Here is a 22496-nt window from a genome sequence, read left to right as displayed (position 1 = left end):
GCAGTGGCAGTACAACCGGACCTCCGCCTTGGACGAGTACAAGCCCTACCTGGACGACCGGTGGAACGATGGCTGCACCAACGCCTGGAGGCTCTGGGAGGAGATCGTTCCGCTCAGTTACCTGGGCAGTTACGGCATTGTCAGCGCCTACGTCAGGAAGAAGCGCACCTCACCCCGCCCTATCACCGCGCAGCCGCCAGCACCCCCGCGTAGTGACCAGGTGGATCCTCAGCCGGCCGGAATCCCTCAGCAAGATCGAACAACTCCGGCTCAAAGCGGTCCTGGCCAACTGCCCTGAACTCGACGCCCCTTACCGGCCACGTCCGGTCCTTCGCCCAGATGCTCACCGAGCGCCAGGGCGAACGGCTCCCGCAGTGGCTCCAAGCCGTCCGCCAAGACGACTTGCCCAGCCTGCACTCCCTGGCCGCAGGCATCGACCGCGACCGCGACGCCGTCATCGCCGGCCTCACACTGCCGTGGAGCTCCGGCGTCGTCGAAGGACACGTCAACCGCATCAAGATGCTCAAGCGCCAGATGTTCGGCCGAGCGGGTTTCTCTCTCCTTCGGAAACGAGTCCTCCTCGCCTGACGGGCCCAGGCGGATTTTCTTCTGCCTCAGACAGCAGTTCTCAGATCATCCGCAGTCAGCAGTGACAGCAGTTGGATTCGCTCGGACGCAAGCGCCTCGGCCCCACCCTGCTGGCGGTCGATGACGCAGAGCGCTTCGCGAACGTCTGCACCCAGATCACGCAAGTCGGTAGTGGAGAGCACGATCTGCCCACCGCTGGTGACCACGTCTTCCACGACCAGCACCCGCCGCCCGGCGATGTCCGCGCCTTCAGCCAGACGGCACGTTCCGTACGACTTGGCCTGCTTGCGGACAAAAGCGCAGGGAAGGCCGGTGTGCCGGCTGAGCGCGGTGACCACCGGGATGCCACCCATCTCAAGGCCGGCCAGCACCTCAGTGTCCGTCGGCACGAGCGTGGCCATCGCCCGGGCGATGGAATCGAGGAGAACGGGGTCGCTCTCGAAGCGGTACTTGTCGAAGTACTCCGAGGCTCTACGGCCAGAGCGGAGGACAAAGTCACCCGCCAGGTGGGAAGCAGCATGGATCTGCAGGGCAATTTCTGAGGAAGTCACAGGACGGAAGTATCCCAGGTCAACCGCACCTCTCGGCGGCTGGTGGTGCCCAGCACGCGGAAACCTAGGCCAGACACACACCAAGATCAGCCATCACCGAGCGTGCTCGATTCACGGAAAGCGAGCCAGAGCCCGAGCACGGGCAGCAGATGTTCACTACTTCGGGAGGCAGTCCCGAGGGCGGCCACGTCCGGATGGTCTTCGAGCTGCGGCAGCACCGCTTGCCCGGTACTCAGAGGCGGTACGCGGCCGTCGCGATCTCGATGAACGATCGGATCAACGGGTTGGTGTCACCCTCGTTCCACGCCGCCACCACTCGGCTCGGCGCCATGTCGATCAGAGGTACCACGGCCAGCTCGGCGGGCAGGTCGTGCCCGAGCGGGGCCATGCCGACCGTGCCGTTCCACAGCACGGCCTGCAGGCATTCCTGAACGACGCGCACCACTGGGCCCTCGCGCGGCTCGCCGCCGTTCCAGTACGACTGCCAGACCGGGTCGGTTCCCTGCGGGAACTGGAACCAGCGGCGGCCACCCAGGTCGGCCAGGTGCAGCCGACCTCGGCGGGCCAGCGGGTCATCGGCGCGCAGGACCACGCCAACCGGATCGGCACGCAGCTCACGTACCGTCAGGGCGGTCTCGTCAAACGGCGCCCGGGTCAGGGCGACGTCGACCAGTCCGGCACGCAGCCCACAGGTCGGGTCGGTCAGATCGGTGTCGCGGATGCGGATCTCGACGCCGGGGTGGTTTCGACGGTAAGCGGCGGCCAGCCTGGTCGCTCCCGGGTCAGTGCTGTCGCCCAGGATGCCGACGGTGATGGTCGCGACGCCGGCTGCCGCGGTCACGCGTACGCGGACGCGGTCGGCATGGTCAAGCAGGGCCCGCGCCTCGTCGAGCAGCACTGCGCCCACACCGGTGAGCGTGAGGCCCACAGGCGAGCGGACGAACAGCAGGGCGCCGACCTCGGTCTCCAGCTGCTTGATCGCCCGGCTGAGCGGCGGCTGACTCATGTGCAGTCGAGTGGCGGCCCGGCCGAAGTGGAGTTCCTCAGCGACCGCCACGAAGTAGCGCAGGGTACGTAGCTCCACGCTGCAACGATACCCAAACTGCATCGGCGTCGCGGAATGGGTCTTGGACAGCCGCAGGGCCCTGGCGGTGCAATCGGAGCATGACCGAAGAAGCGAAGAGCAGCGCACCGGAGACTGACCCGCCGTATCGGTGGTCGGCCCCGACGACGGCGAAACGATCGTCATAGGCACCACACGCATGTGCGTCCTCGACGACGGTGACACCACCCGGCCGCCCTTCACCTGACCAGCGCAGCAAGGGCGCTCCCACCTTTCGACTTCCGGATCACTCAAACCATGGCTTGGCCTTCTCCAGAGGCTGCCCTGGGAATCGACGGGTCACCTGCAACCGGTGACCGTAGACGGGAATCATGAACATCGCGTATTGGATCATCGGCGGACTGCTCGCCCTCTTCTACTTCTACGCAGGTGCGATGAAGGTTTTCCGTAGCCGAGATCAACTTCGACCGATGATGGCCTGGGTCGATCGGATGCCCCTGCCCGCCGTGAGGGCGCTGGGGACGGTCGAAATACTCGGCGCGACCGGGCTGGTCCTGCCGCCCCTGACCGGAATCGCACCCTGGCTGGCACTCGCCGCGGCCATCGGGTTCGTGCTCCTGCAGATCGGTGCGATCGCCGTCCACCTGACCGGCGAGGACCGTCGGATCGCACTCAACGTCGGGCTCATCGCCACTGCGGCCGTGACCATCTGGCTGGCCATCACCTGGCTGTGATCGAGCACAGTTCTCGACCGGTGGGTGCGACTGCGGGCCGGCCGCACCCAGAGCGAGCTTGCCTTCGGCCCCAGCCAGGCTGCCCCGGAGCTCCTTCGACCTCCCCGAGCCAGCCTTCCCGCGCGGCGTCGGCAAATCCGGTCCAGGATGCTGTCTCGGATCTCCACCAGGCAGCCGCGCTGAGCAGGATCGGGGCGGAGAGGAGACCCTCGATCCAAGCTTTGGTGGTGAAGGCGGTCATGGGTGACAGCGACCGACGGGGCAGGCACTGGTAGTAATTGGCCACGGCAGGAGACCTTTGGACCCCAGTGATTTCGATCGTCGGTGTAGCTGTAGGCGGTGCGTTGGGTGCGTTGACGTATCTGACGCAGCGCACCACGCAGCGGGCTGGGGATCGCACTGAAGATCGACGGCGGGCTGCGGCACGAGTGGAGGAGAGACGTGCCGAGCAGATCAGGACTGTGTTGGAGTTCATCCGGTCCGCGCTGGAGGCTGAAGGCGTGGCGCATGCGAGGCCGTCCCAATGGGAGGTTGGTGATGACTGGTATGTGAGGGCCAGGCCGGCGATGGACGGTCTTCGAATAGCCGAGAAGAGCATCGAGTTGCTCTGCGCTCCTGGCCTTCACTCACCGACGACCCTCTACGCCCGTGCCCTTAACCAAGCGGTCTGGCAGGAGCGTGACGAAGGATGCCTGGCCGAGCGTCTGGAGCCGTTCAAGGGCGGAGTTTCTCGCCGTGGCACGTAGCAGTCTGGCCTGACGACGCAGGTCACAGCCAGGTGCCCGTTGAGGCGGTTGATGCCACATGCGAGAACGGCTCCAACGCAGCCCACTGTTCGTTCGTGAGATCTCCCCCGCGCCATGAACCGTGATCATTCATCACTCAAGAACAGGACGGTCCGGGGCGAGAGCTGAGCGCGTATGAGCGGGTTCTTGCAGAGGACCGTCGCGTAGTGCGCGAGATGCTCCGTGTGAGTATCGGCGGTACCCATGCCGGGCTGGCTACAGCGTTCCTCATCGTGGCCCTATTTGCTGCCGTTGGCGGCACCGCCTGGGCTCTCATCGCTGGTGGAGCCGAACGGGGATCACCGCCCGAATGCCATGCCTGCTCAGGTGCTCACGGATGGCGCGGGAGGAGTACGCCTTATGGGCCAGGACCACGTCCGGCCGATCGCGGGACCGCCCTCGCCTTCGTGGAACACGCAGGCAGGCCATCACGTCAGCGAAGGCGGGTGCGTCACCAGCCTGTCCAGCAGTGAGGTGGAAGGCCAGGGGCCGGCAGTTGCCATCGGCCGCGAGATGGATCCTTCTGGTCAACCCGCCGCGGGACCGGCCGATGCCGTGGTCGTCCGGCTCGTCGGCCGGGCCCCCCTTTTTTGCGGTCTCCGGCTGCGTGCTTGTGGGCCCGCACAATCGTGGAGTCAGCCGAGACGACCAGTTCAAGTCTCTCTCGGCGTCGGCCTGGGCCACCAGCGGAGTGAAGACCCGCTCCCAGGTGGCCTCAGCGGACCACATCTGCAGCCGGTTGTAGACGCCCCGCCAGTTGCCGTACTTCTCCGGCAGGTGCACCCGCTGTGATCCGGTCTGGATCTTCCACGCGATCGCGTCGATCACTTGTCTGTGGTCCGCCCACCGGCCGCCTCGCTTCGGCTTCCGGTCTGGGAGTAACCGCTCATCCGCGCCCCTTACGCATCAGTCAACGACACACCTGGAACAACGAACAGACGATCCGGAAGGAGCGGCTACGCGCTGTCGCCATCGGCCTTTCCAACAGCTGCCCACCAGGCAATCACTCGGATGGCCATCGCCTCCGGTCGCGCGCCAAGAGGATCGGGACCGAAGTGCTCCTCCACCTCGTGCCGCAGGAACTCACCGATCTCCGTCTCGTTGGCACCGTCACGAAGCCGCTGAAGCATGGGGGCGAGCATGCATTCGTACTCGTCCTGCACCTCGTCGGCGACGCCAATCGGGTCCCACTCATTGAGCACTTGCCGCAGATCGTTCTCAACAGATGGGCTCCAGGGCTGCATCGCCCCAGATTGCCACCAATTGCCACCTTGGAAATTCCCGCCGCACCCGACCCCACCTTGATCCAAACGAGAGGCCCTGGGCCAGGCGGATCACATCACGGGCCAGCCGCTCCTGGCTGATTGGGCGGTTCAGAACCTCGATGATCTCGTTCGGTTGCAGGGTTCGGTTTCTCCTCCTCAGCTCAGCTGCTCGGCCAGTCCGACGATGATGCCCTCCGGGCCGCGGAGGTAGCAGAGCAGATAACTGTCCTCGAACCGGGCGATCTCGCCCACGAGTTCGGCGCCGTGAGGGCGCAGGCGGGCAACAGTGTCCTCGATGTCGTCGACGGCGAACATGACGCGGTGCGTGCCAAGAGTGTTGTGCGGCCGGTTGCGCGGCCCGGCACTGATCACCGCGGGGCTGCGGTACTTCGCCAGCTCGAGCCGGCTGTGACCGTCCGGGGTCCGGACCATCGCGATGTCACAGCGGACGCCGTCGAGTCCGGTGCACTGGTCGGCGAAGAGGCCCTCGATCTCCGCCCTGCCCTCCAGCTCCATACCGAGTTCCACGAAGAACGCGATGGCGGCATCCAAGTCCTCGACGACGATGCCGACGTTGTCCATCCGCTGAATCGCCATGCTGGCTTCTCCTTCTTCCTCGTGCGGCCGGTGGTGGCCGCTGACGTCCCTGGGACGGAGCCGGTAACACGTTCTCGACATCCTCGGACCGCCGAAATCCGAGGAACTGGATCGCGCCTCAGTACCGCTACTCCTGATGTCTCATGAGACATCAGAAGTCCGGAGAACCGGGGCTGGTGTGGCCGAGCCGGGTGAAGTCGTCGGACCGGGTGCCTGCGGGCTGGAGGTCGGCGTAGGGGTGGAGTTTCGCGCCGACGGTTCCGTTCGCGGGTGTCCCGGCGTCTCTGCGGGCGGGCCGCGTAGCACGCTCCACCAGCGGTGGTCCTGGGCGGAGCTGTTCCGCAAGGCCGTGCCCAGAACCCAGACCAGTTCCAGAACGCCGTCGACGGTGAGGACCTGACCGGTGAGCCAGGTGGTCTTCGGGTCGGCCGAGCGCAGGATCTTGGCGACCGGCACCTGACTCCGGGTACCCAACGGGTCGTCAATCCTTTGGGCGACACTCCCGTGATGGTCCTGGATGGCGCCTGGCAACGCAGATCTGCGTGCCGCCGTCGGGCGCCACCCGGACGACGAACAGCTCCACTCCCTGATCGCCGACCTGCGCGAGCCGAGGGCGCGCTTCTTCGACCAGCTCTGGCAGGAGGACTCCGTCGCCCGACACACAGCAACCCGTAAGACGATCCTTCACCCTCAGGTTGGTCCGATGACCGTGGACTGTGACGTCCTCACCAACGAAGGCAGCGACCTGCAGATCGTGATCTACACCGCTGAGCCAGGATCGTCCGACGCCAGCACAGTGGCACTCCTCAGCACTCTCGGCACCCAGACCTTGACCCCGGCCGGACTGTGGCGAGAACTGCCGCTGGGACGAGACCACTGACGTACGAGTGGATGGCAAACCGATGGCGCGGCCGACCGGGAGGCGCCACCAGAGATCGCGGAGAGGTTGGGCGGTCCAGTCCCCCAGGTCATGCCACGGGGCTGCGCCCCGCCCCGCGGAGGCCGGGCCACGGGCATGTGACCGACAGGTCTACCGATGCGGCGCAACGTCGTCGAGCGCTGCTTCCCGTTCCGCTGAGCAGGCGGGGAGGACCGACGAAGCCATCGTCCTGCAGAAACAAGTCGCCGCAGACAGCGAATACAGCGCGGAGAGGTGCTGCTCTGGTCGGTTGAGGGCGTCCACGTGGTGGCGGTCCACGTGGCCGAGGCCGGTGTCCAAGTGGAGGCCCGCTCCACGATGGGCGGGGCGTCCTGCCCACGCTGCGGACAGTGGTCGATGCGGGCATGGCTCGTACCTGCGGTTTCCACACGATCTTCCGGCAGCGGGCCAACGTGTGGAGCTGTCCTTGAGGGTCCGCCGGTTCACCCGCACACCGGGCGGGCGTCCTGCCCGGCGGCCGTGCGCATCCATGGTGTGGGTAGGCTCGGCGGCATGTGGCCTCGGGTGAACGGAATGAGAACGCTTGAACTGGGCAGCCCCGGCAGCCTTCGAGACGAACTCAACGCCCTTGTGCTGGAGGGAGTCAAAACCGCCACCGCCACCTTGCTCGCCGAGTACGCGGAGGAGGGCGAGGAGCGTGAGTTTCCAGGAGAACGCCTTGCTCTCCTGGGCAACGACGGCGCTGTCCTCGCGGAACTTCGGGTCACCGACGTGATGACGGTGCCCTTCAGCGAGGTGCCCTGGGATTTCGCCGAGGCCGAAGGCGAGGGTTACACCGACCTCGCCCACTGGCGCCGTGCCCATGTCGACTTCTGGCAGGACGTCGAGGGTCGCAGTGTCGACGAAACCACGCCCGTGGTCTGCATGCAGTTCACCCGCACGAACTCGCCGCCCGCCTGAATCGGCAGCGACACCCTCTCTCGGGGCCTACGTCTGCCCAGGCACCGTCACCGTCGCCACCATCCGGCTCCGCGTATGACCTGGCGGACCAGCCCTCTAGAGCATGCTGAGTGCCCGCATCGCATCGCGTTCGATGCGCGAGAGCTCGTGGAGGATGGAGCCGGCCTGGATGAGGTGGTTCGCATCGCCCGATTCACCTGCCGCCGCGAGGAGCGCGGCCACCTGTGTCCAGTGGGTGGCAGCCTCGGCGTACAGGCTATGGCCAGTGCGCAGGTGGTCACTGTCGATCAGCTGGGCACACTCCGCGAGGAAGTCCCGGTAGAGGATGCGGAACAGGGCGCCGCCGGTGCCTGCCTTCTCCATTAGGACGGCGGCCTGTGGCAGGACCTCCCGCGGATTGTCGCTGCGCTGCAGCCACTTCGGGACTTGCTTGGCGGTCTTCTCGATGCCCCGGTGGCCCAGGTTCGCGATGGGCGGGTTCAGGAAGGCGTCGGCGCAGCTCTTGATCGCGGGGATGATCCGGTCCTGCGGTGACGTCAGGTTGCTGGGCGCTGAGATGGTGAAGGAGCGGTGCTTGGCGGTCATGGGGCCTCGCTCGGCCCTGGCCCTGGCGAGGCCGGTGAGGCTGGTCGACACGGCTCCGCCCTGCGGGTCGGTGTCCACCAGATAGGCGTCGTGCTCGTCGTAGCCGTACATGGCCACGACATGTCCGCCGAAGTGCACCTTGGTACTGAAGTAGTCCAGGTGGTAGCTGTCGAGCTGAAGGCCGACCGGCCGTCCGGCGTCGATGGGTGCCACCACGTTCTGCCACGCCTTGCGCGGATAGGTGGTCTCCCCGACCAGCAGCTCAAGCCCGAGTAGGGCGGCCAGGTTCCTGGTGAGCTCGAACGGCTTGACCCGGCCTCCAAGGAAGGGAAAGTCCATGCCTTTGCTGTCCCAGTAGATGAAGGACAACCCGGAGCCCAGCCCGAACAGCATGGGCTCGGACAAGTCGAGTCCCTCATGCCGCAGCAGCACGCCCAGCGCCGTCGTCTCACAGTGCTGCATACCGCGGACATCGACGTCCTTCACCATGGTCATGCCGCTCATTCTCCTCCCTCACCTGACGACAACGCCGCGAACGGGCGTGCCGGGCCACCCCACCCCAGGCACGTCTCAGGCGAGCGCACCGGACTTCCCTCTGGCCTTCATCGAGGAAGACCGCGGCGGCGGAGTTGGCATGAGCGGCGCGTGGCTCGCAGCCTGGTTATCTCCCTCCAAAGGACCTCGCCAAGGGACCAGGCCAGGGATCAGGCCGCGCGGGGTGACGGATGGCGGCTCATCCGTTCCTGCATGTGCCCGAAGAACTCCTCGGGCGGCGTCACCCCCGCTGTAACTCTGACGAACTCATCGCGTGCCGAGGGGCTTTGGGACACGGCGAGGAGCATCTCCTGCATCTCAGGGGGCGGCGGTTCCATCGCCGCGAAGTCGGCCGTGAACTCGTACATGTTCGTGACCTGGGCATCCCGGGCTTCCTGGGCGGCCCGCATCGCTTCGTCGAAGGGCCGGCGGCCGGCGAGCACGTCGTCAAGTGCGCTGGTGCACCGCTCCGCGTCTCGGAAGGCGTCCTGGATGCCCTGGGCGGTGATGGGGTCCTTCAGGTACCCGGCATCGCCGACGAGAGTCCAGCCGGGGCCGTAGGGCTTGCGGAAGTAGTTGGGAACGGCCATGCCGACGAACCGCTCGACCCGGGTCGCCTTCGCGACCCGTTCGGCAAAGGCGGGCGCCCGGGCCAGCGTGGCGTGGTAGTTGTCTTCGACGTACCTGCGGCGGGCCTCGAAGTCCCGCATGGACCAGCCGCATATGACCATCGTCAGGTCGTCGTTGGTGGGCCAGGCCGCGAAGGCGCAGTCGCCGCGGTCGTACGCCTCGAAGGTGCCGTGCATGGGCAGTCCGGCCCAGTACGTGTAGTAGTAGGCGTTGATCTTTGGTTTCTCCGCGTACGCGACGGCACCCGTCGCCCTTGCGACGGACGAGTGGAGGCCGTCCGCACCCACGACGATGCGCGCGCGCTCGGTTGCGGTACTGCCGTCCTTGCCATGGCCCTTGATCCCGGTCACCGTCGTACCGTCGAACAGGAGTTCCTGGACCGTGAACCCCTCACGCACCTGGGCGCCGGAATCCGCGGCGGCGTCCACGAGGATCTTGTCCAGGACCGTGCGGCGCGGTGCGTACGAAGCCTCGAAGCCCTCTCCTGCCGGGGACCCGACGATGTCGAACGGTCCGAGATCGAACGAATAGGTATCGATGGGCGGACACCCTGTCGCCACGACCCGCTCCAGCAGTCCCCACCGGTCCAGCGCGGCCAGTCCGGGGGGATGGATCAGATGGGTGGAGATCGTGTCGCTCGGAAACGTCGCCCGGTCGACCAGGAGGACCCGGTGACCGAGGCGAGCCAGAAGCATCGCAGTGGGCGCGCCTGCGCAGCGCGCACCGACGACGATCACGTCGTGGTGGTTCCGGCCCTCGGCTGAGCCGGCCCTGCCGCTCATTGATCTCACCTGCCGATCGGACACATCGCCCGGGGGCGGCCGGCCGGACGAACTGAAGGTCTCCGCTTTCGCCGCTGACGGTGCCTGGTCCCTCTCTGCCTCTACGCTAGAGCACCTTCGCAATCCGGTCTCGGCAGGACGGTCCCCCAAACGTGCTCGTCCCCGGGGGCGTCCCGCTCAGCGGGGGGGGGCGGCATCGATGGTGCCGCGGTCAGGCTCGTCCTCGGTGCCGAGAAACTCACCCGCGTCACCGCCGAGACCCGCCCACCCGGCGCTCAGGCCGTCGGCCAGACGCGCTGCTGCGGAAGGCCCTCAACGTCTAGGGCGTTTCTTTCCGATCATGAAAGTGAGTTTTTGGTCGATAAGATCGATGGTCCGAGGGTCAAACGAGGGGGTGTGATGACACTCGTCATCGAGCTGCGGCGCGGGGCCTCAACTGCTCGGACCGGACGGAAGTCAGGACCGCGTCCCGCAGCAGGGGTACTTGAGCGGATAGTCGTCGATGGCGAGCTCTGGGCAGCCCTGGAAACGCTGGGCCGACACCGGCTGCCCACCCTGGCTGACGTCGATCCTTATGGGGAGACTCTGCTGCGCGGTGAGGCAGTGGACCGCATGGTGCGGGAGCTGGAAGGTTCGGATCTTGCTCGGCTGAGAGGCGCCGAGAGCCAGGCCGTCTCGACACTGCTGGCCTGGGGCCTGCGCTGCCGCGCGGACAGAGACCTGCGCATTGCCTTCTCCGGCGATTAGCCCGCCACTCTCCGATCACCTGATCGTTGGTCCGGGTAGCCCTTGACTGATGCGCAGTGGGCACGGATCGAGCCCTTGCTCCCGGACCGGACACCGAAGCGGGGTGGCCGCTGGCGGGACCACCGGCAGGTGATCGATGCGGTCGCCTTCAGGTCCCAGACCGGAACGCAGTGGGTTCATGGAATCTGACGGTGGGGCAGTTCGACGTGCTCGTTCAGCCCGTTTGTCAGCCGCGGGGTGGAGCTCCCGCAGCACCCCACGCGAGACCCTGGAGCGTAGGGCGGTCGGCATTCGACGCGGGTTGGGACCGTGGGACTCCGGTCTGAACAGTTACGGGGCGATGGCACGGGTGTGCGAGAGTTGGAATCATGCTGCCCCCTTCAGAAGCCCGGAACCTGCTCGTGGCGTATTTCGCCGAGCATCCGCCAGCGATTTCGGGTGAGTTGTACATCGCGCCCGAGTGGTACGAGGACGCCCTGGACTACCTGCCTCTCTGGGGCGCGCGGGAGTTCCTCGTCGACGGCAGGGAGGCATTCGGTCGATGGGACAACCTCGCGATCTTCATTGACAAGCGCACCGGCGAGGTTCGCTCGGACTTGCGCACGCTGAACTTCCGCAAGATCAGCGCGATGACGCCGGTCGCCGTTCCCGAATGAGCGAAGGGGACCGGTTCATGCTGGATGCGACCACCGAACGATCCATCGACCAGGTTCACGCGCTACCGGCCAAGTCGCCCGCACCAGCATGACTTCAGCTCAATCGCAGTTTGGAGCGAACATCAAGGAGTCCGGCCCGGCAGGGGCACGCCCGTGGCAGCAAACTGCGAGATGAGAGCCGCGTACTGGCCGGCAGTCAACGTCTCGCGCTTCCACACCGTCTGCGCGGTGAGCACGGTCCGGGAGATCGCCGCACGTAGGCCGCCAGGGCGGAAACTCGACAGTTCCTCGGCGCGCGGGGCGAAGGCGTCACGCACCTGCTTGTTCAGCGCGCTGAACTGCGACGCGGAGAGCTTCGGTACGACAGAGTGGTCGTACGCACCCGTGGCCATCGCCGCCGCGGTGGCGCGCCGGATCTCGTCCAGGACCTCTGCCGTCAGTCCTGACGCCTGAGCGACGAAGGACGCCACCTCGGGGGGAATCGTGGACATGCGGCCTCTGGAATCCGGTATGAAATGACCTGTCGAGCAAACCGCCCGACCGAGGTAACGACGCTACCAAAGGTGGGGCACCTCAGGACTTGGCCGGGGGCATCGTCGGGGGTCTGCAACAAGGTTACGTACGAGGGCCGCGCTATGTTCGAGAGGCACGTGGCCTGACGGGGTGTCGGACAGGGAGTGGGTGCCAGCGGTGGCGGTTTCGGGGGCGGCGCGTAGCGCCGTGTGGGTGGTCGCCGTGGTGGCGGGCGTGGTGTCGGTGGGGCTGCTCGTGGCTTTGGTGGTGGCGCCGGATACGGCGGACCGGTCCGCGAGCGTGACCGGGGCGGTGGTCGGTCTGGCCGCCCTGGTGATCGCAGTGGTCACCCTCGTACGTACCCCCGGGGGCGGTAGCGGTGGTGTTGGTCGGGTGCGTGCCGGGCGGGGCGGGATCGCCGCGGGTCGTGACGTGGCCGGGAACGCGATCGGTGATCGGTCCCTCGTTGCCGGTCCCCCGTCGACCCCTGGGACGAGCCCTGTGAGCGGGCCGGTGGATGTGCGTGCCGGGCGGGACGGCATCGCCGCGGCCGGTGACGTGCGGGACAACGCACTCGGTGACGACAGCGAGCGCCGGTGACCCCGGTGTGGCCACGCCGCCGGCGCGATGACGAAGCCCCACCAGAAGCTGCATCGGCGGCTGCGCAGGACACGGTGCCCGCTGCCCGGCACGAGCCGGAACTCCCGCCCCGTGTGGATGTGCGGCGCGGTGGCATCGGCGCCGGCAGGGACATCTCCCACAGCGCGCTCGGCGAGAACAGTCAGGTCATCGACAACCGGCAGATTCACGTTCATGGTGTGCCGCGTGAGGTGTCGTGGCCGCTGGAAGTGGGCACGGTCCCGCGGCTGGCGACCGCGTTCCAGCCACGGGACGCACTACGGAAGCAGGTCGACGCCGCCCGCGCGGACGGGGCGACGACCGTACTGACCCAGGTGCTGTCCGGCGGCGGTGGCGTGGGCAAGTCCCAGCTCGCCGCGTCCTACGCCGACGCGGCCCTGCGGGACGGCACGGATCTCGTGCTGTGGGCGACCGCCGTCGAAGTCCAACAGGTCGTCACCCTCTACGCCCAGGCAGCGAATCTCGTCGCAGCACCAGGCGCAACCGGCGATAGCCCCGAGGACGATGCCCGGGCGTTCCTGTCCTGGCTGGCCACGACCGCCCGCCGCTGGCTCGTCGTCCTCGACGACGTCACCGACCCGGCGGGCATGGCCGCCTGGTGGCCGGCCAGTCGCACCGGCAGCGGCTGGGTGCTGGCCACCACGCGGCTGTACGACGCACGCCTCACCGGCGGCGACCGTCGCCGGATCGGCGTCGACGTCTACACACCCGAAGAAGCCGTCGCCTATCTCCGGGCGCGGCTGGCCAAGGACGGTGCGGAGCACCTCCTCGATGCCGCGGTCGGGGAACTGGCCGCAGCACTCGGGTATCTGCCACTCGCCCTCGGGCACGCCGCCGCGTACATGATCAACGAAGAGATGGGCTGCACCCATTACCTGGCACGGTTCACCGACAGCAGCCGGAGGCTCGACCGCCTTCTGCCCGCGACCGCTGACACCGAGGGGTACGGCCGACCGGTCGCCACGACTCTGCTGCTCTCCCTCGACGCCGCTCAGCGCACCGAACCCGCCGGTCTCGCCGAACCGGCCCTGCGTCTCGTAGCTCTACTCGACCCGGCGGGCCACCCCAAAGCTCTGTGGGCCGCTCCGGCCGTCCTCGCCTTCATCGCCGAGCAGCGCGCCCTGACCACGGACCACTTGGGCGAGCGTGAGCCCGTAACTTCCGAGGAAGCAGAAGCGGTCCTGCGGGTCCTGCACCGCTACGCACTGATCACCAGTGACAGCCGACAGGAGCCCCGTGCAGTACGCATCCACGCCCTCACCGCACGCGCAGTCCACGAGGCCACGCCCACAGAACTCCTCCCCTCCCTGACAGCCACAGTCGCCGACGCCCTCATGCACAACTGGCCCGACCTCGACCAGCCCCATGCCGACCTGGCCGCAACCCTGCGCACCAACACCGACCGCCTCGCCCAGCTCGCAGGCGAACGCCTCTGGCAGCCGGACGCCCACCCGATCCTCTACCGCGCAGGCCAAAGTCTGATCGATGCAGGACTGATCGCAGCCGCGGTTGCGTATTGGGAACGACTGAGAACCGAATCCGCGCGGACGCTCGGCAATGAACACCCCGACACCCTCATCGCCCAGGGCAACCTCGCCACCAGTTACTGGCAAGCGGGTCGGACCAACGAGGCCACCACCCTGCAGGAACACGTGCTCAGCGAATCCGAACGCATTCTCGGGCCAGAACACCCCGACACCCTCACCACCCGAAACACTCTCGCCACCAACTACAGGCAGGCGGGCCGGACCAACGAAGCCATCACCCTGCTCAAACAAGTCCTCGCCGACCGCGAACGCATTCTCGGGCCAGAACACCCCCACACCCTCACCACCCGAAACAACCTCGCCACCAACTACTGGCAGGCGGGCCGCACCGACGAAGCCACCGCTCTGCAGGAACAGGTCCTCGCCGACCGCGAACGAACCCTCGGCAAACAACACCCCGACACCCTCAACACCCGGGGCAACCTCGCCATCAGCTACTGGCAGGCGGGCCGGACCAACGAAGCCACCACCCTGCTCAAACAAGTCCTCGCCGACCGCGAACGCATCCTCGGACCCCAACACCCCCACACCCTCACCACCCGGGGCAACCTCGCCATCTGCTACTGGCAGGCGGGCCGCACCGGCGAAGCCACCACCCTGCTCAAACACGTCCTCGCCGACCGCGAACGCATCCTCGGACCCCAGCACCCCGACACCCTCAACACCCGAAACAACCTCGCCACCTGGCAAGCGGGTCAGCGCCTCTAGGCTGCGCTCGCGTCTCCTCGCTCACACAGCAGCGGGTATGGCGTCCGTGCTCGCAGTTCGCGCAATTGAAAGAGGGCTACCGGGTGTCGTGCCGGGTTGAGCAGTGCCTGCCTCGGCTGCATTCTCGTGCGCTGCACGAGTCGACCGGCGTCGACATGGTCGGCGAGGTAGGTCACGACACATGGGCAGGCTGCTCTGCGGCCGCCCCAGACCGGCGACGCCTCAGCTGCGCCTGCCCGTGCAGTGATGCGCAGCCTTGCCGGCATCGCGGGTGGGTCCTGCACGGGCTTGACCGGGGTCTCATCACCGTGACTGGAGCCATGCGGGGCTCCGGCGGGCCATCCGGCTGTCCCGGGAATCGGCGACCCGGGCATAATCAGGAGCCGTGCCTACCCCTCCCGATCCCTCCGTCCTGTACCCCGAGGTCGCGGCCTGCGGCAGCCTCGCCGCGGCGCTCCGGGCCGAGGCGGACGGCTGCCTCGTCGCCGTACCCGTTACGTCCCCGGACTTCGCTCCACTGTGCCAGGCGGCCGTCGAAACTCTCCTGCCGCACCGCAGGCCGCTGGCGATCAGCGCATGGTCGCACGAACGGCGGTGGTCGATCCGCGGCGAGGAACCGTTCCAGAGCGTGCCCCTCATCGACGGCACGACGGACGACCTGGCGCAGGTCGCCAAGGCTGCCCGCGCCTGGCACGACGGGGCACCCCTGGAAACCATCCGACAGGTGGCACCCTTCGTGCACCTGACCGGCCGCTTCGAAGTGCCCGACAACGATCCCGCGCGCTTGACGCAATCCGAATGGCAGGGCATGCGCCTGGAGGCAGCCGAACTGGAATACGCCTGGCAGGAGACGTACCACAACCTGATCGAGACGGCGCACGCCGAGCCGGCGCTGCGCGCCCTCTACCCGTTCACGAGCCACTGGGCACTGCGCTTCTCGACCACGACCCGGCCGGGCCTGACCATCGCCGGACCATGCCTGAGCGCCAACAGCGACGGCACATACGGAGTGGGTACGGGCTTCATCAGCCAGGACCTCGGCCAATTCGCCACAGCGCAGGAGGCCGTGGCGGTAGCAGTGCGCCAGTTGCCGACCGGCCTGGGCCCCACCATGCGCGGCGGATGATGCCGCCCGGCAAACGGCTCGGCCGACTGCGCAGCAACGACTGCGCGCAGGGTACTTGGCGAACGGGTGCCACCCGAGCTGCTCAGTCACACTGGTTGTGGCTGAGCGCCTACTTGGCCAGTCCGGCCTCCGCGCCCCGTCTGCGCGACGCGTTGCTGATCGGCTCAACCGGCAAGTCCATCTGGGGTGGCCTGCGCATCGGCTGGATCCGTGCCGCCGCCTCGCGCATCGGGGAACCGCAGGACCACCCTTCGGCCGCGCCACTGTCCGCGCCTCCGATGCAGCAGCTCGTGGCCACCGAACTGCTGGGTGACCTGGAACCGGTGCTCAGAAAGCGCCGGCACGACTTGCGGCATCAGCGCGACCGCCTCAGCAACCTGCCTGCCGGAAACGGTCGTTGGCACTTCACCCTCCCGTCCGGCGGGGCTCTCCCTGTGGCTGTGTCTGGCCACCGTCCTCGCCGGCACTGTCGTGGAACGAGCCGGCTGGAACGGGGTCGCACTCGCGGCAGGCCCACGCTTCGCGGCCGACGCCACCCTCATCCGCGGCATGAACCGTGCGGCTACGCCGTGGGGGTCAGGATGTGTTGGATGAGTGCGCCGTAGCGGGCGACAAGTAGGGTGCGGTCGGCGGCGAGGAGGGTCTCGTCCCGGGCGATCCACAGGGAGTACAGGAGTCCTGCTGTCACGGAGGCGGCGAGACGTGCACGGATGTCGGCGTCGGGTCCGCTCAGGCGGCGGCGCAGGGGGTCGATGAACAGCTGCTCGTGTGTATCTGTCAGGCGTTTGCGTATCTCGGGTTCGTTGCTGCCGTGAACGAGAGCGAGGAAGACGCCGCGGGCGCCTCCGTCGAGGCCGATGACGAGGTCGATGAGCCGTTCACCCAGGTGCTCCAGGGGTACATCGAGCAGCGGTTCGTCGTCGATGCTGAGCTGCATCGTCTCCAGGAACAGCAGCTCCTTGCTCTTGAAGTGGCGGATGACCAGCGCCGGGTCGCTGCCGGCGGCTGCTGCGATCTGACGGACGGTGGTCTTGGCGTACCCCTGCTGACGGAACAGGGCAGTGGCTGCCGCATGGATGGCCTGACGTGTGCTCGTTGCCGGTTTGCCCTGCACCGAATTCCTCCCGAGTGGCCACCGGCATCCCGGCCGGTGCAGGACTGCCGATGAGGCAGATGCTGGCCGCGTGTTGCCCGGCGGTTCAAAAACTGCTGTCAACTATGTTGACCCCAGGGCGCCGAGGCCCCACATTACCTATCGGTAGTACCAAGCGGTAACCCCGTTCCCGGCCCCCATTCCGTCGGTGCGCACCGACGCCTGCCGCCTGCTCGAGCCGCCTCATTCTCGTCGGACCCGACCGCGTCACTGCGGGCGGGACCCTCATCCCCACTCTGCTGAGAAGAGAGAGCACATGCCCACTGCTCGTAATGTCATGATCGCGTCAGCCATCGCGGGATTGCTGACCGCCGGCCTCACCGGGGCCACCGCACACGCCGCGCCGCCGCCGGTGGACTACGTCGCGCTCGGCGACAGCTACAGCGCCGGCTCGGGGGTGCTGCCCATCGACACCAGCAACCTGCTGTGCCTGCGGTCCACCGCGAACTACCCCCACGTCCTCGCCTCCCGGACCGGTGCCCGGCTCAAGGACGTGACCTGCGGAGCGGCCCAGACCAAAGACTTCACCGTGTCTCAGTACCCGGGGGTGGCGCCGCAGCTGGACGCGCTGAGCGCCGACACCGATCTGGTGACGTTCACGATGGGAGGCAACGACAACAACACGTTCATCAACGCCCTGACAACCTGCGGCACCGCGGGCGTCCTGAGCGGCGGCAAGGGCAGCCCCTGCAAGGACCAGAACGGCACCAGCTTCGATGACCAGATCGAGGCGAACACCTACCCCGCACTCAAGAAGGCCCTACAGAACATCCGGGCCAAGTCACCGGGCGCCCGCGTCGCCGCCCTGGGCTACCCCTGGATCACGCCGGCCACCGCCGACGCGTCCTGCTTCGTGAAGCTGCCCCTCGCCGCCGGCGATGTCCCCTACATGCGCTCCATCCAGGCGCACCTCAACTCCGCCATCCAGCGGGCGGCCCAGGAGACCGGAGCCATCTACGTGGACTTCTCGCAGGTGTCCGAGGGGCATGACGCGTGCAAGCCGACGGGCACCCGGTGGATCGAGCCGCTGCTGTTCGGACAGAGCATCGTGCCCGTTCACCCCAACGCGCTGGGAGAGCAGCGCATGGCCGAGCGCACGATGAGTGTCCTCGGTCTCGGCTGACGCCGGCGAGCGTCGAGAGCGCCGGGCAGTCCGGCCGGATCACCTCCGGCCGGACTGCCCGTGACGTGCGCAGGTGGCGGGCCCGTCACCTGCGCTGGACGCAATGTCAGAGGCGACCCCCGCTTACGGAGTGCCCATGGTGACGTGATCCGCCGACGCGACTCCCACTCCCCCGCGAACAGGCCAACGGCCATCCAAGCGGGGCGCGTTGGAACGCCCTCCGCCGCCTTCTGGTACGGCGTCACCGACCCCGAGGCCGCGACATGAGTCAACAGCGGTACCACCTCACAGCCGTTGAAGACGGACCAGGACTCAGTGGGAATGGTGGATCGCGCCTGGAACCACCCCCCAGCACCTGCGAGCTCTCCGGTGACCCAGATGGCCTCCATTGGCCTGGACACCGACGCGGCCCACCTGCCTCTCCAAGCGCCGCATCGGCGCCTGAGCCGGACGGCGCCAATCACCCGCCCCACTACCGCGCAGAGGGCTCCCCTCGGTCCGCGCTCACAATGGGTGTGCGTGGTGGTGGATCGGACCAGTGCGCTGGGTCAGGGGTGTTCCTGTGCGTGAGGGCGATGATCTCCGCCGCGATCGAGACGGCGGTTTCCTCGGCAGTGTGGGCACTGAGGTCGAAGGCCGATGAGAAGTCGCATGCGGTCGTGAACCGAGTGAGCCGACGTACCCCACCGGCAGGCCGAGTGCCAGCCGGAGCAAAAGGATATCGAACTTGGCGTCGCGCGTGAGGACGGAGAAGGCAGTGCGCTCATCCACGTCGCAGGCTGCTCCATAGTGGGGAGTGCGGATTCCTCCGAAGAGAAAGCCCCAAGAAAATGACTCCGCCGGAGGACGAATCGCGCATCCTGGTCGCCTACTTCTCCGTGCCGGAGACCGATAGCCCCGATGATATGAGCGAGGACGAGGAGAACAGCGCGCACGTCGTCGAGGGAAGGGTTCTGGGGAACACCCAGTACGTCGCACAGATCATCAGCCAACGAACCGGCGCCGAAGGCTTCCGAATCGAGACGGCTGAACAGCTGCCCCTTGATCACGACACACTGGAAGACATCGCGCTCGAACAACAGGAAGCAGATGCACGACCGAAGCTCAAGTCGCCGATCCAGAACCTCAGCGATTACGACACCGTGTTCGTAGGCTATCCGATCTGGTGGTACGAACTGCCGATGCCGATGCATACGTTCTTCGAGGGTCACGTTTTCTCCGGAAAGAATGTAATTCCGTTCAGCACCCATGGTGGAAACGGTCTTTCGGGCACTGTGGAAACCATCACCGAAACACTTTCCGACTCAGCCGTGGTGGGCAATGCGTTCACCATCTCGCGGGATGACATGGACGACGCCGAATCCGAGGTGGTCGCCTGGCTCGAACGGATCGGAATGGCGCGCACATGAGGCGCACGGCGGCTTGCCCCGCAGGGCCCCGGGGAGAGTCGCGTTCGCCCGGTTTGATCATGGAATCCCGTGGAGGGTGAGCGTGGCTGCGGTTGCGTGTGGGCTCGCCGGCCGCTGGCGATGTTGGCCCATCCGGAGCGGCGGAGGGTGGCGCGGGCAAGATCGCGCAGGGCGCTCATGACGGCGAGGGTGCGATGCCGGCGGATCTGACTGGCGTCTTCGGCGAAGGTCACGCCTTTCGTCCAGTGGACGGTGTTCTCGATGATCCAGTGGCCGCGCCCATGCAGCGATCTCAGCGGGAGACGCCTGATAGGTCGCGAGATCGGTGACGGCGTAGACAATCTCGGTCTGCCACTTCGATGTCCCGATTCGGCGGCGTTTGCGGTGGATGCGAACAATCTGGCGGGCATGGGGGAACAGCAGTCCGTCCACGCTCACCACCTTCGCCTCGCGGACCTCCTCCCGGCCGTGCCCGCGGTCGCGGGACTGATCGAGGACCGGTACCTGCTTCCAGGGCAGTTTGGTCAACTGACGGGCCAGGGTGGGCTGGTTGTTCTTCACCGACAGCAGGTAGTGGGCCTGGCGGTCCTCGACAAGGTAGCGAGCGTGACTCGTCTGGGCATGCAGGGCGTCGACGGTGACGACGGAGCCGGCCAGATCCTGATCATCGAGGGTGTCCAGCAGCGGAGCGAACTCGGGGATCTCGTTCGTCTTCGCACCGATCTCGCGTAGAGCGGCGGTCAACGCATCGTGGTGGCGCACTGCGGACAGGACGAAGACGCGGCTGCCGTCCGCACGGACGGCTCCGCGTAGGCATTTGCCGTCCACGGCGAAGGCCGTACGACGTGGTTGCGGCGGGTCCGTCTCGTGCTGGGCGGTGCAGTGGACGCGGCGCTGTTCGCGCTCTACGGTCCCGTCCGGGGTTGTTGCGGATATCGGGCGGGCCTGGAGTGTGGTGAGCCTGGTGAAACCGGCGGCGGTGAGTATCGCGGGGTCGACACGGGCAAATACGTCGCGCAAAGTGCGCTCGCCCGGAGCCTTGAACCGGCCGGTAAAGGGGTCGAAGGGGCAGCCCAGCCGGGCCAGGACATCCTGGTCGCAGCGGCGTACCCACTCGGCAATGGCGGTTAGGGAGTTGTGTCCGGCGCTGGTGAGTGCACATACGCCGACCGCGAGCAGCGTTGCCAGCCGGAACCGCACCCCACGCGGATTCCCCGGATCTGGCGCCTGGGCCAGTGCGTCGAGCAGACCGGACGGCACCACCACCTCGGGCCGTGACGCTCCAAACGCGGCCTGTGGCAAGTGCGGAGCGGACGGATCAGATGATGGTGCAACGAGCACGGCGACCTTACCGGAACCGGGTTGGTTCACCGGTCGGTGCCGTGAGTTCCTTGGTCATGAAGACGCGGCTGGTGCCTGGCGGATCGCAGGGCACCTCTCCGAGCCGCTTCCAACCGTGGTTCTGGTAGAAGCCGGGGGCCTGGAAGGTGATCGTGTAGAGCACGGCCATACGGCAGCCACGGGCACGAGCCTCGTCCTCGGCCTGCCGGAGTAGCTCTGTTCCCAGCCCGCTACCACGCAGCCGGGGCGGCAGGTAGAAGAGGTCGAGGAAGAACAGCCCGAGCGAGGTACGCCCGGTCAGTCCGCCGACCACCTGGCGCGTTTCGGGATCACGGACCAGGACGGCCAGAGGTCTGCGGTCGGCGATTCCCGTGTGTTCGATGTTGAAGCGGTCCAGCGCGTCGGAGATTGCCGCGACGTCCTCCGATAGGGGGGAGTCGGTGAGCACCCAGTCCGTCCGGGGTTTGGGCTGGTGGGAGGCGGTGACGGCAGTGTCGGACGCAGGCATGGTTGCTCCAGTACGTGAGCGGATGCGGGTGCAGGGCCGGTGAGCCCGGCGCACGAGCCGACGCTAGGACCCGGACGCTTCGACGGACGTCGAAGGGACGTCGGCGACAATGGGCACCGTGGACATTCAGCGCGCAGACCAGGATGTGGGTGTGGACCTGGCGGGCGTGGCCAAACTGGTGGCCGACAACACCCGGGCCGCCTTCTGCCTCGCACTGCTCGACGGCCGGGCGTGGACGGCGAACGAGCTCGCGCGCTACGCCGGAGTCGCACCGTCCACCGCGACCTCGCACCTGAACCTGCTCGTGAACGGCGGACTCCTCGTCGAGGAGCGGCACGGACGCCACCGCTACGTACGGGTGGCCGACCGCAGAGTGGTCGAACTGATCGAGAGCCTTGCCGTGCTGGCCCCGAAGCACAGCCCCCGGCCACGCTCGCTGGCGGCCTCCGGCCGGCAGCAGGCACTGGCCCGCGTCCGGCTGTGCTACGACCACCTGGCCGGAACCACCGCGCTGGCTATCACCGACGCGATGGTCGAACACGGACTCCTGGAGTGGGGGCCCGAGCCGGGCCTGACCGGCAAGGGCGCCCTCTGGCTTGCCGAGGTCGGCATCACGGTGCCCGTCGGCTCACGCCGGCCACCGGTGCGCGCCTGCCTCGACTGGACCGAGCGCCGTCCCCACCTGGCCGGCGCGGTGGGCGCCGCCCTGTCCGCCCACGCACTTGCCACCGGGTGGATGACGCGCATCGGAACCAGCCGCGCCCTCCTCGTGACACCCGTCGGCCGCCGGGCACTGCACGACCACCTGGGCCTGCCACCAGCTGAACTCTGATCCTGAACCGGACCTGACCCTGCCACACGGACGCGTGATCAAGCCGGGCGAACAGGACTCTCCCCGGGGCCCTGGCTTGCCCCGGGGCAGAGGCGTGGCTCAACGCCGCGGGCAAAGCGGCCCGCCCGGCAGCTGCCGTCCGCAACCGGCCACTGCACGGGCGGAGCGCGCCGTCAGCTGCACGGCGGAGGGGCCGCGGAGTGTTGGTACTGGACGACAGCGCCGCAGAAGTGCGCACCG

22 protein-coding genes and 5 pseudogenes are annotated in these 22496 nt (G+C 67.5%); 14 read left to right on the top strand and 13 right to left on the bottom strand.

Annotated features, from left to right (window positions below; genetic code table 11):
• Positions 1-339 precede the first annotated feature (339 nt).
• Positions 340-588 (top strand): transposase, encoded by a 249-nt coding sequence (locus OG230_RS35935; protein WP_328907955.1) that lies wholly within the window; start codon positions 340-342, stop codon positions 586-588.
• 26 nt (positions 589-614) lie between these two features.
• Here the strand turns inward: OG230_RS35935 and pyrE are convergent, their stop codons facing one another.
• Together pyrE and OG230_RS35925 are read right to left on the bottom strand one after the other, a co-directional pair.
• Positions 615-1139, bottom strand: a complete 525-nt coding sequence (gene pyrE / locus OG230_RS35930) for an orotate phosphoribosyltransferase (protein WP_328907954.1) — start codon at positions 1137-1139, stop codon at positions 615-617.
• Positions 1140-1371: 232 nt separating this feature from the next.
• The gene (locus tag OG230_RS35925; protein WP_328907953.1) at positions 1372-2247 is read right to left on the bottom strand and encodes a LysR substrate-binding domain-containing protein; all 876 of its coding nucleotides are present in this window, start codon (positions 2245-2247) and stop codon (positions 1372-1374) included.
• A gap of 56 nt (positions 2248-2303) precedes the next feature.
• Here OG230_RS35925 and OG230_RS35920 point away from each other — a divergent pair.
• Positions 2304-2431 (top strand): annotated as a pseudogene (locus OG230_RS35920) (cupin domain-containing protein); the annotation flags it as partial.
• A gap of 142 nt (positions 2432-2573) precedes the next feature.
• Entirely contained in the window at positions 2574-2936 is a 363-nt protein-coding gene (locus OG230_RS35915; protein WP_328907952.1) for a DoxX family protein, read from the top strand.
• Between the two features lie 1058 nt (positions 2937-3994).
• Here the strand turns inward: OG230_RS35915 and OG230_RS35910 are convergent.
• From OG230_RS35910 to OG230_RS35895, 4 genes and pseudogenes are all read right to left on the bottom strand, one after another.
• Positions 3995-4597, bottom strand: a pseudogene (locus OG230_RS35910) (IS5 family transposase); the annotation flags it as partial.
• A gap of 80 nt (positions 4598-4677) precedes the next feature.
• The gene (locus tag OG230_RS35905) at positions 4678-4965 is read right to left on the bottom strand and encodes a hypothetical protein (RefSeq protein ID WP_328907951.1); all 288 of its coding nucleotides are present in this window, start codon (positions 4963-4965) and stop codon (positions 4678-4680) included.
• A 177-nt stretch (positions 4966-5142) separates the two neighbouring features.
• Positions 5143-5583: a VOC family protein gene (locus OG230_RS35900; protein ID WP_328907950.1), complete on the bottom strand. Its 441-nt coding sequence runs from the start codon at positions 5581-5583 to the stop codon at positions 5143-5145.
• 151 nt (positions 5584-5734) lie between these two features.
• The gene (locus OG230_RS35895) at positions 5735-5896 is read right to left on the bottom strand and encodes a hypothetical protein (RefSeq protein ID WP_328907949.1); all 162 of its coding nucleotides are present in this window, start codon (positions 5894-5896) and stop codon (positions 5735-5737) included.
• A gap of 204 nt (positions 5897-6100) precedes the next feature.
• Between OG230_RS35895 and OG230_RS35890 the strand changes: the two genes are divergently transcribed.
• Positions 6101-6463 carry an MmyB family transcriptional regulator gene (locus tag OG230_RS35890; RefSeq protein WP_328907948.1) on the top strand — a complete coding sequence of 121 codons (363 nt, stop codon included), beginning with the start codon at positions 6101-6103 and terminating at the stop codon, positions 6461-6463.
• Between the two features lie 573 nt (positions 6464-7036).
• The gene (locus OG230_RS35885; protein ID WP_328907947.1) at positions 7037-7423 is read left to right on the top strand and encodes an ASCH domain-containing protein; all 387 of its coding nucleotides are present in this window, start codon (positions 7037-7039) and stop codon (positions 7421-7423) included.
• A 96-nt stretch (positions 7424-7519) separates the two neighbouring features.
• On the opposite strand, the gene OG230_RS35880 is transcribed toward OG230_RS35885, so the two are convergent.
• Positions 7520-8503 carry a BtrH N-terminal domain-containing protein gene (locus tag OG230_RS35880; RefSeq protein WP_328907946.1) on the bottom strand — a complete coding sequence of 328 codons (984 nt, stop codon included), beginning with the start codon at positions 8501-8503 and terminating at the stop codon, positions 7520-7522.
• Between the two features lie 209 nt (positions 8504-8712).
• Positions 8713-9954, bottom strand: coding sequence for an NAD(P)/FAD-dependent oxidoreductase (locus tag OG230_RS35875; RefSeq protein ID WP_328907945.1), 1242 nt, complete (start codon positions 9952-9954; stop codon positions 8713-8715).
• A gap of 399 nt (positions 9955-10353) precedes the next feature.
• Here OG230_RS35875 and OG230_RS35870 point away from each other — a divergent pair, with 399 nt between their 5' ends.
• The 3 genes and pseudogenes from OG230_RS35870 (at position 10354) to OG230_RS35860 (ending at position 11357) form a co-directional block, all read left to right on the top strand.
• Complete coding sequence (locus OG230_RS35870; protein WP_328907944.1) at positions 10354-10701, top strand: hypothetical protein; 348 nt, start codon at positions 10354-10356, stop codon at positions 10699-10701.
• Between the two features lie 42 nt (positions 10702-10743).
• A pseudogene (locus OG230_RS35865) lies at positions 10744-10875 on the top strand (transposase); the annotation flags it as partial.
• 194 nt (positions 10876-11069) lie between these two features.
• Positions 11070-11357 (top strand): hypothetical protein, encoded by a 288-nt coding sequence (locus OG230_RS35860; protein WP_328907943.1) that lies wholly within the window; start codon positions 11070-11072, stop codon positions 11355-11357.
• A 122-nt stretch (positions 11358-11479) separates the two neighbouring features.
• On the opposite strand, the gene OG230_RS35855 is transcribed toward OG230_RS35860, so the two are convergent.
• The gene (locus OG230_RS35855; RefSeq protein ID WP_328907942.1) at positions 11480-11848 is read right to left on the bottom strand and encodes a hypothetical protein; all 369 of its coding nucleotides are present in this window, start codon (positions 11846-11848) and stop codon (positions 11480-11482) included.
• 199 nt (positions 11849-12047) lie between these two features.
• Between OG230_RS35855 and OG230_RS35850 the strand changes: the two genes are divergently transcribed.
• The 3 genes from OG230_RS35850 (at position 12048) to OG230_RS35840 (ending at position 15890) form a co-directional block, all read left to right on the top strand.
• A complete protein-coding gene (locus tag OG230_RS35850) occupies positions 12048-12470 on the top strand; it encodes a hypothetical protein (RefSeq protein ID WP_328907941.1) in 423 nt (140 codons plus the stop codon).
• A gap of 74 nt (positions 12471-12544) precedes the next feature.
• Positions 12545-14764 carry an FxSxx-COOH system tetratricopeptide repeat protein gene (gene fxsT / locus OG230_RS35845; protein WP_328907940.1) on the top strand — a complete coding sequence of 740 codons (2220 nt, stop codon included), beginning with the start codon at positions 12545-12547 and terminating at the stop codon, positions 14762-14764.
• Between the two features lie 385 nt (positions 14765-15149).
• Complete coding sequence (locus OG230_RS35840) at positions 15150-15890, top strand: DUF6193 family natural product biosynthesis protein (RefSeq protein ID WP_328907939.1); 741 nt, start codon at positions 15150-15152, stop codon at positions 15888-15890.
• Between the two features lie 562 nt (positions 15891-16452).
• Here OG230_RS35840 and OG230_RS35835 read toward each other — a convergent pair.
• Complete coding sequence (locus OG230_RS35835) at positions 16453-17004, bottom strand: TetR/AcrR family transcriptional regulator (protein WP_328907938.1); 552 nt, start codon at positions 17002-17004, stop codon at positions 16453-16455.
• Positions 17005-17299: 295 nt separating this feature from the next.
• Here OG230_RS35835 and OG230_RS35830 point away from each other — a divergent pair, with 295 nt between their 5' ends.
• On the top strand, positions 17300-18166 hold the full coding sequence (locus tag OG230_RS35830) for an SGNH/GDSL hydrolase family protein (RefSeq protein ID WP_328907937.1): 867 nt from the start codon (positions 17300-17302) through the stop codon (positions 18164-18166).
• A gap of 504 nt (positions 18167-18670) precedes the next feature.
• On the opposite strand, the pseudogene OG230_RS35825 reads toward OG230_RS35830, so the two are convergent.
• Positions 18671-18961 (bottom strand): annotated as a pseudogene (locus tag OG230_RS35825) (XdhC family protein); the annotation flags it as partial.
• Between the two features lie 35 nt (positions 18962-18996).
• Here OG230_RS35825 and OG230_RS35820 point away from each other — a divergent pair.
• Positions 18997-19575, top strand: a complete 579-nt coding sequence (locus tag OG230_RS35820) for a flavodoxin (RefSeq protein WP_328907936.1) — start codon at positions 18997-18999, stop codon at positions 19573-19575.
• Between the two features lie 57 nt (positions 19576-19632).
• Here the strand turns inward: OG230_RS35820 and OG230_RS35815 are convergent.
• Both OG230_RS35815 and OG230_RS35810 read right to left on the bottom strand, forming a co-directional pair.
• Positions 19633-20916: pseudogene (locus tag OG230_RS35815) on the bottom strand (ISAs1 family transposase).
• Positions 20917-20923: 7 nt separating this feature from the next.
• Positions 20924-21424: a GNAT family N-acetyltransferase gene (locus OG230_RS35810; RefSeq protein ID WP_328907934.1), complete on the bottom strand. Its 501-nt coding sequence runs from the start codon at positions 21422-21424 to the stop codon at positions 20924-20926.
• 109 nt (positions 21425-21533) lie between these two features.
• Here OG230_RS35810 and OG230_RS35805 point away from each other — a divergent pair, with 109 nt between their 5' ends.
• Positions 21534-22256 (top strand): ArsR/SmtB family transcription factor, encoded by a 723-nt coding sequence (locus tag OG230_RS35805; protein ID WP_328907933.1) that lies wholly within the window; start codon positions 21534-21536, stop codon positions 22254-22256.
• Positions 22257-22496 lie beyond the last annotated feature (240 nt).

The organism is Streptomyces sp. NBC_00234 (genome assembly GCF_036195325.1).
Taxonomy (GTDB): Bacteria; Actinomycetota; Actinomycetes; order Streptomycetales; family Streptomycetaceae; genus Streptomyces.
Note: the sequence above shows the minus strand (reverse complement) of the source record. Positions and strands in the feature narration are given on the sequence as shown.

Coding starts and splice junctions, on each gene's coding strand:
- OG230_RS35935 (WP_328907955.1), top strand. CDS start 340: ATGCTCACCGAGCGCCAGGGCGAACGGCTCCCGCAGTGGCTCCAAGCC.
- OG230_RS35925 (WP_328907953.1), bottom strand. CDS start 2,247: ATGCAGTTTGGGTATCGTTGCAGCGTGGAGCTACGTACCCTGCGCTAC.
- OG230_RS35915 (WP_328907952.1), top strand. CDS start 2,574: ATGAACATCGCGTATTGGATCATCGGCGGACTGCTCGCCCTCTTCTAC.
- OG230_RS35905 (WP_328907951.1), bottom strand. CDS start 4,965: ATGCAGCCCTGGAGCCCATCTGTTGAGAACGATCTGCGGCAAGTGCTC.
- OG230_RS35900 (WP_328907950.1), bottom strand. CDS start 5,583: ATGGCGATTCAGCGGATGGACAACGTCGGCATCGTCGTCGAGGACTTG.
- OG230_RS35890 (WP_328907948.1), top strand. CDS start 6,101: ATGGCGCCTGGCAACGCAGATCTGCGTGCCGCCGTCGGGCGCCACCCG.
- OG230_RS35885 (WP_328907947.1), top strand. CDS start 7,037: ATGAGAACGCTTGAACTGGGCAGCCCCGGCAGCCTTCGAGACGAACTC.
- OG230_RS35880 (WP_328907946.1), bottom strand. CDS start 8,503: ATGACCATGGTGAAGGACGTCGATGTCCGCGGTATGCAGCACTGTGAG.
- OG230_RS35875 (WP_328907945.1), bottom strand. CDS start 9,954: ATGAGCGGCAGGGCCGGCTCAGCCGAGGGCCGGAACCACCACGACGTG.
- OG230_RS35870 (WP_328907944.1), top strand. CDS start 10,354: ATGACACTCGTCATCGAGCTGCGGCGCGGGGCCTCAACTGCTCGGACC.
- OG230_RS35860 (WP_328907943.1), top strand. CDS start 11,070: ATGCTGCCCCCTTCAGAAGCCCGGAACCTGCTCGTGGCGTATTTCGCC.
- OG230_RS35855 (WP_328907942.1), bottom strand. CDS start 11,848: ATGTCCACGATTCCCCCCGAGGTGGCGTCCTTCGTCGCTCAGGCGTCA.
- OG230_RS35830 (WP_328907937.1), top strand. CDS start 17,300: ATGCCCACTGCTCGTAATGTCATGATCGCGTCAGCCATCGCGGGATTG.
- OG230_RS35820 (WP_328907936.1), top strand. CDS start 18,997: ATGACTCCGCCGGAGGACGAATCGCGCATCCTGGTCGCCTACTTCTCC.
- OG230_RS35810 (WP_328907934.1), bottom strand. CDS start 21,424: ATGCCTGCGTCCGACACTGCCGTCACCGCCTCCCACCAGCCCAAACCC.
- OG230_RS35805 (WP_328907933.1), top strand. CDS start 21,534: ATGGGCACCGTGGACATTCAGCGCGCAGACCAGGATGTGGGTGTGGAC.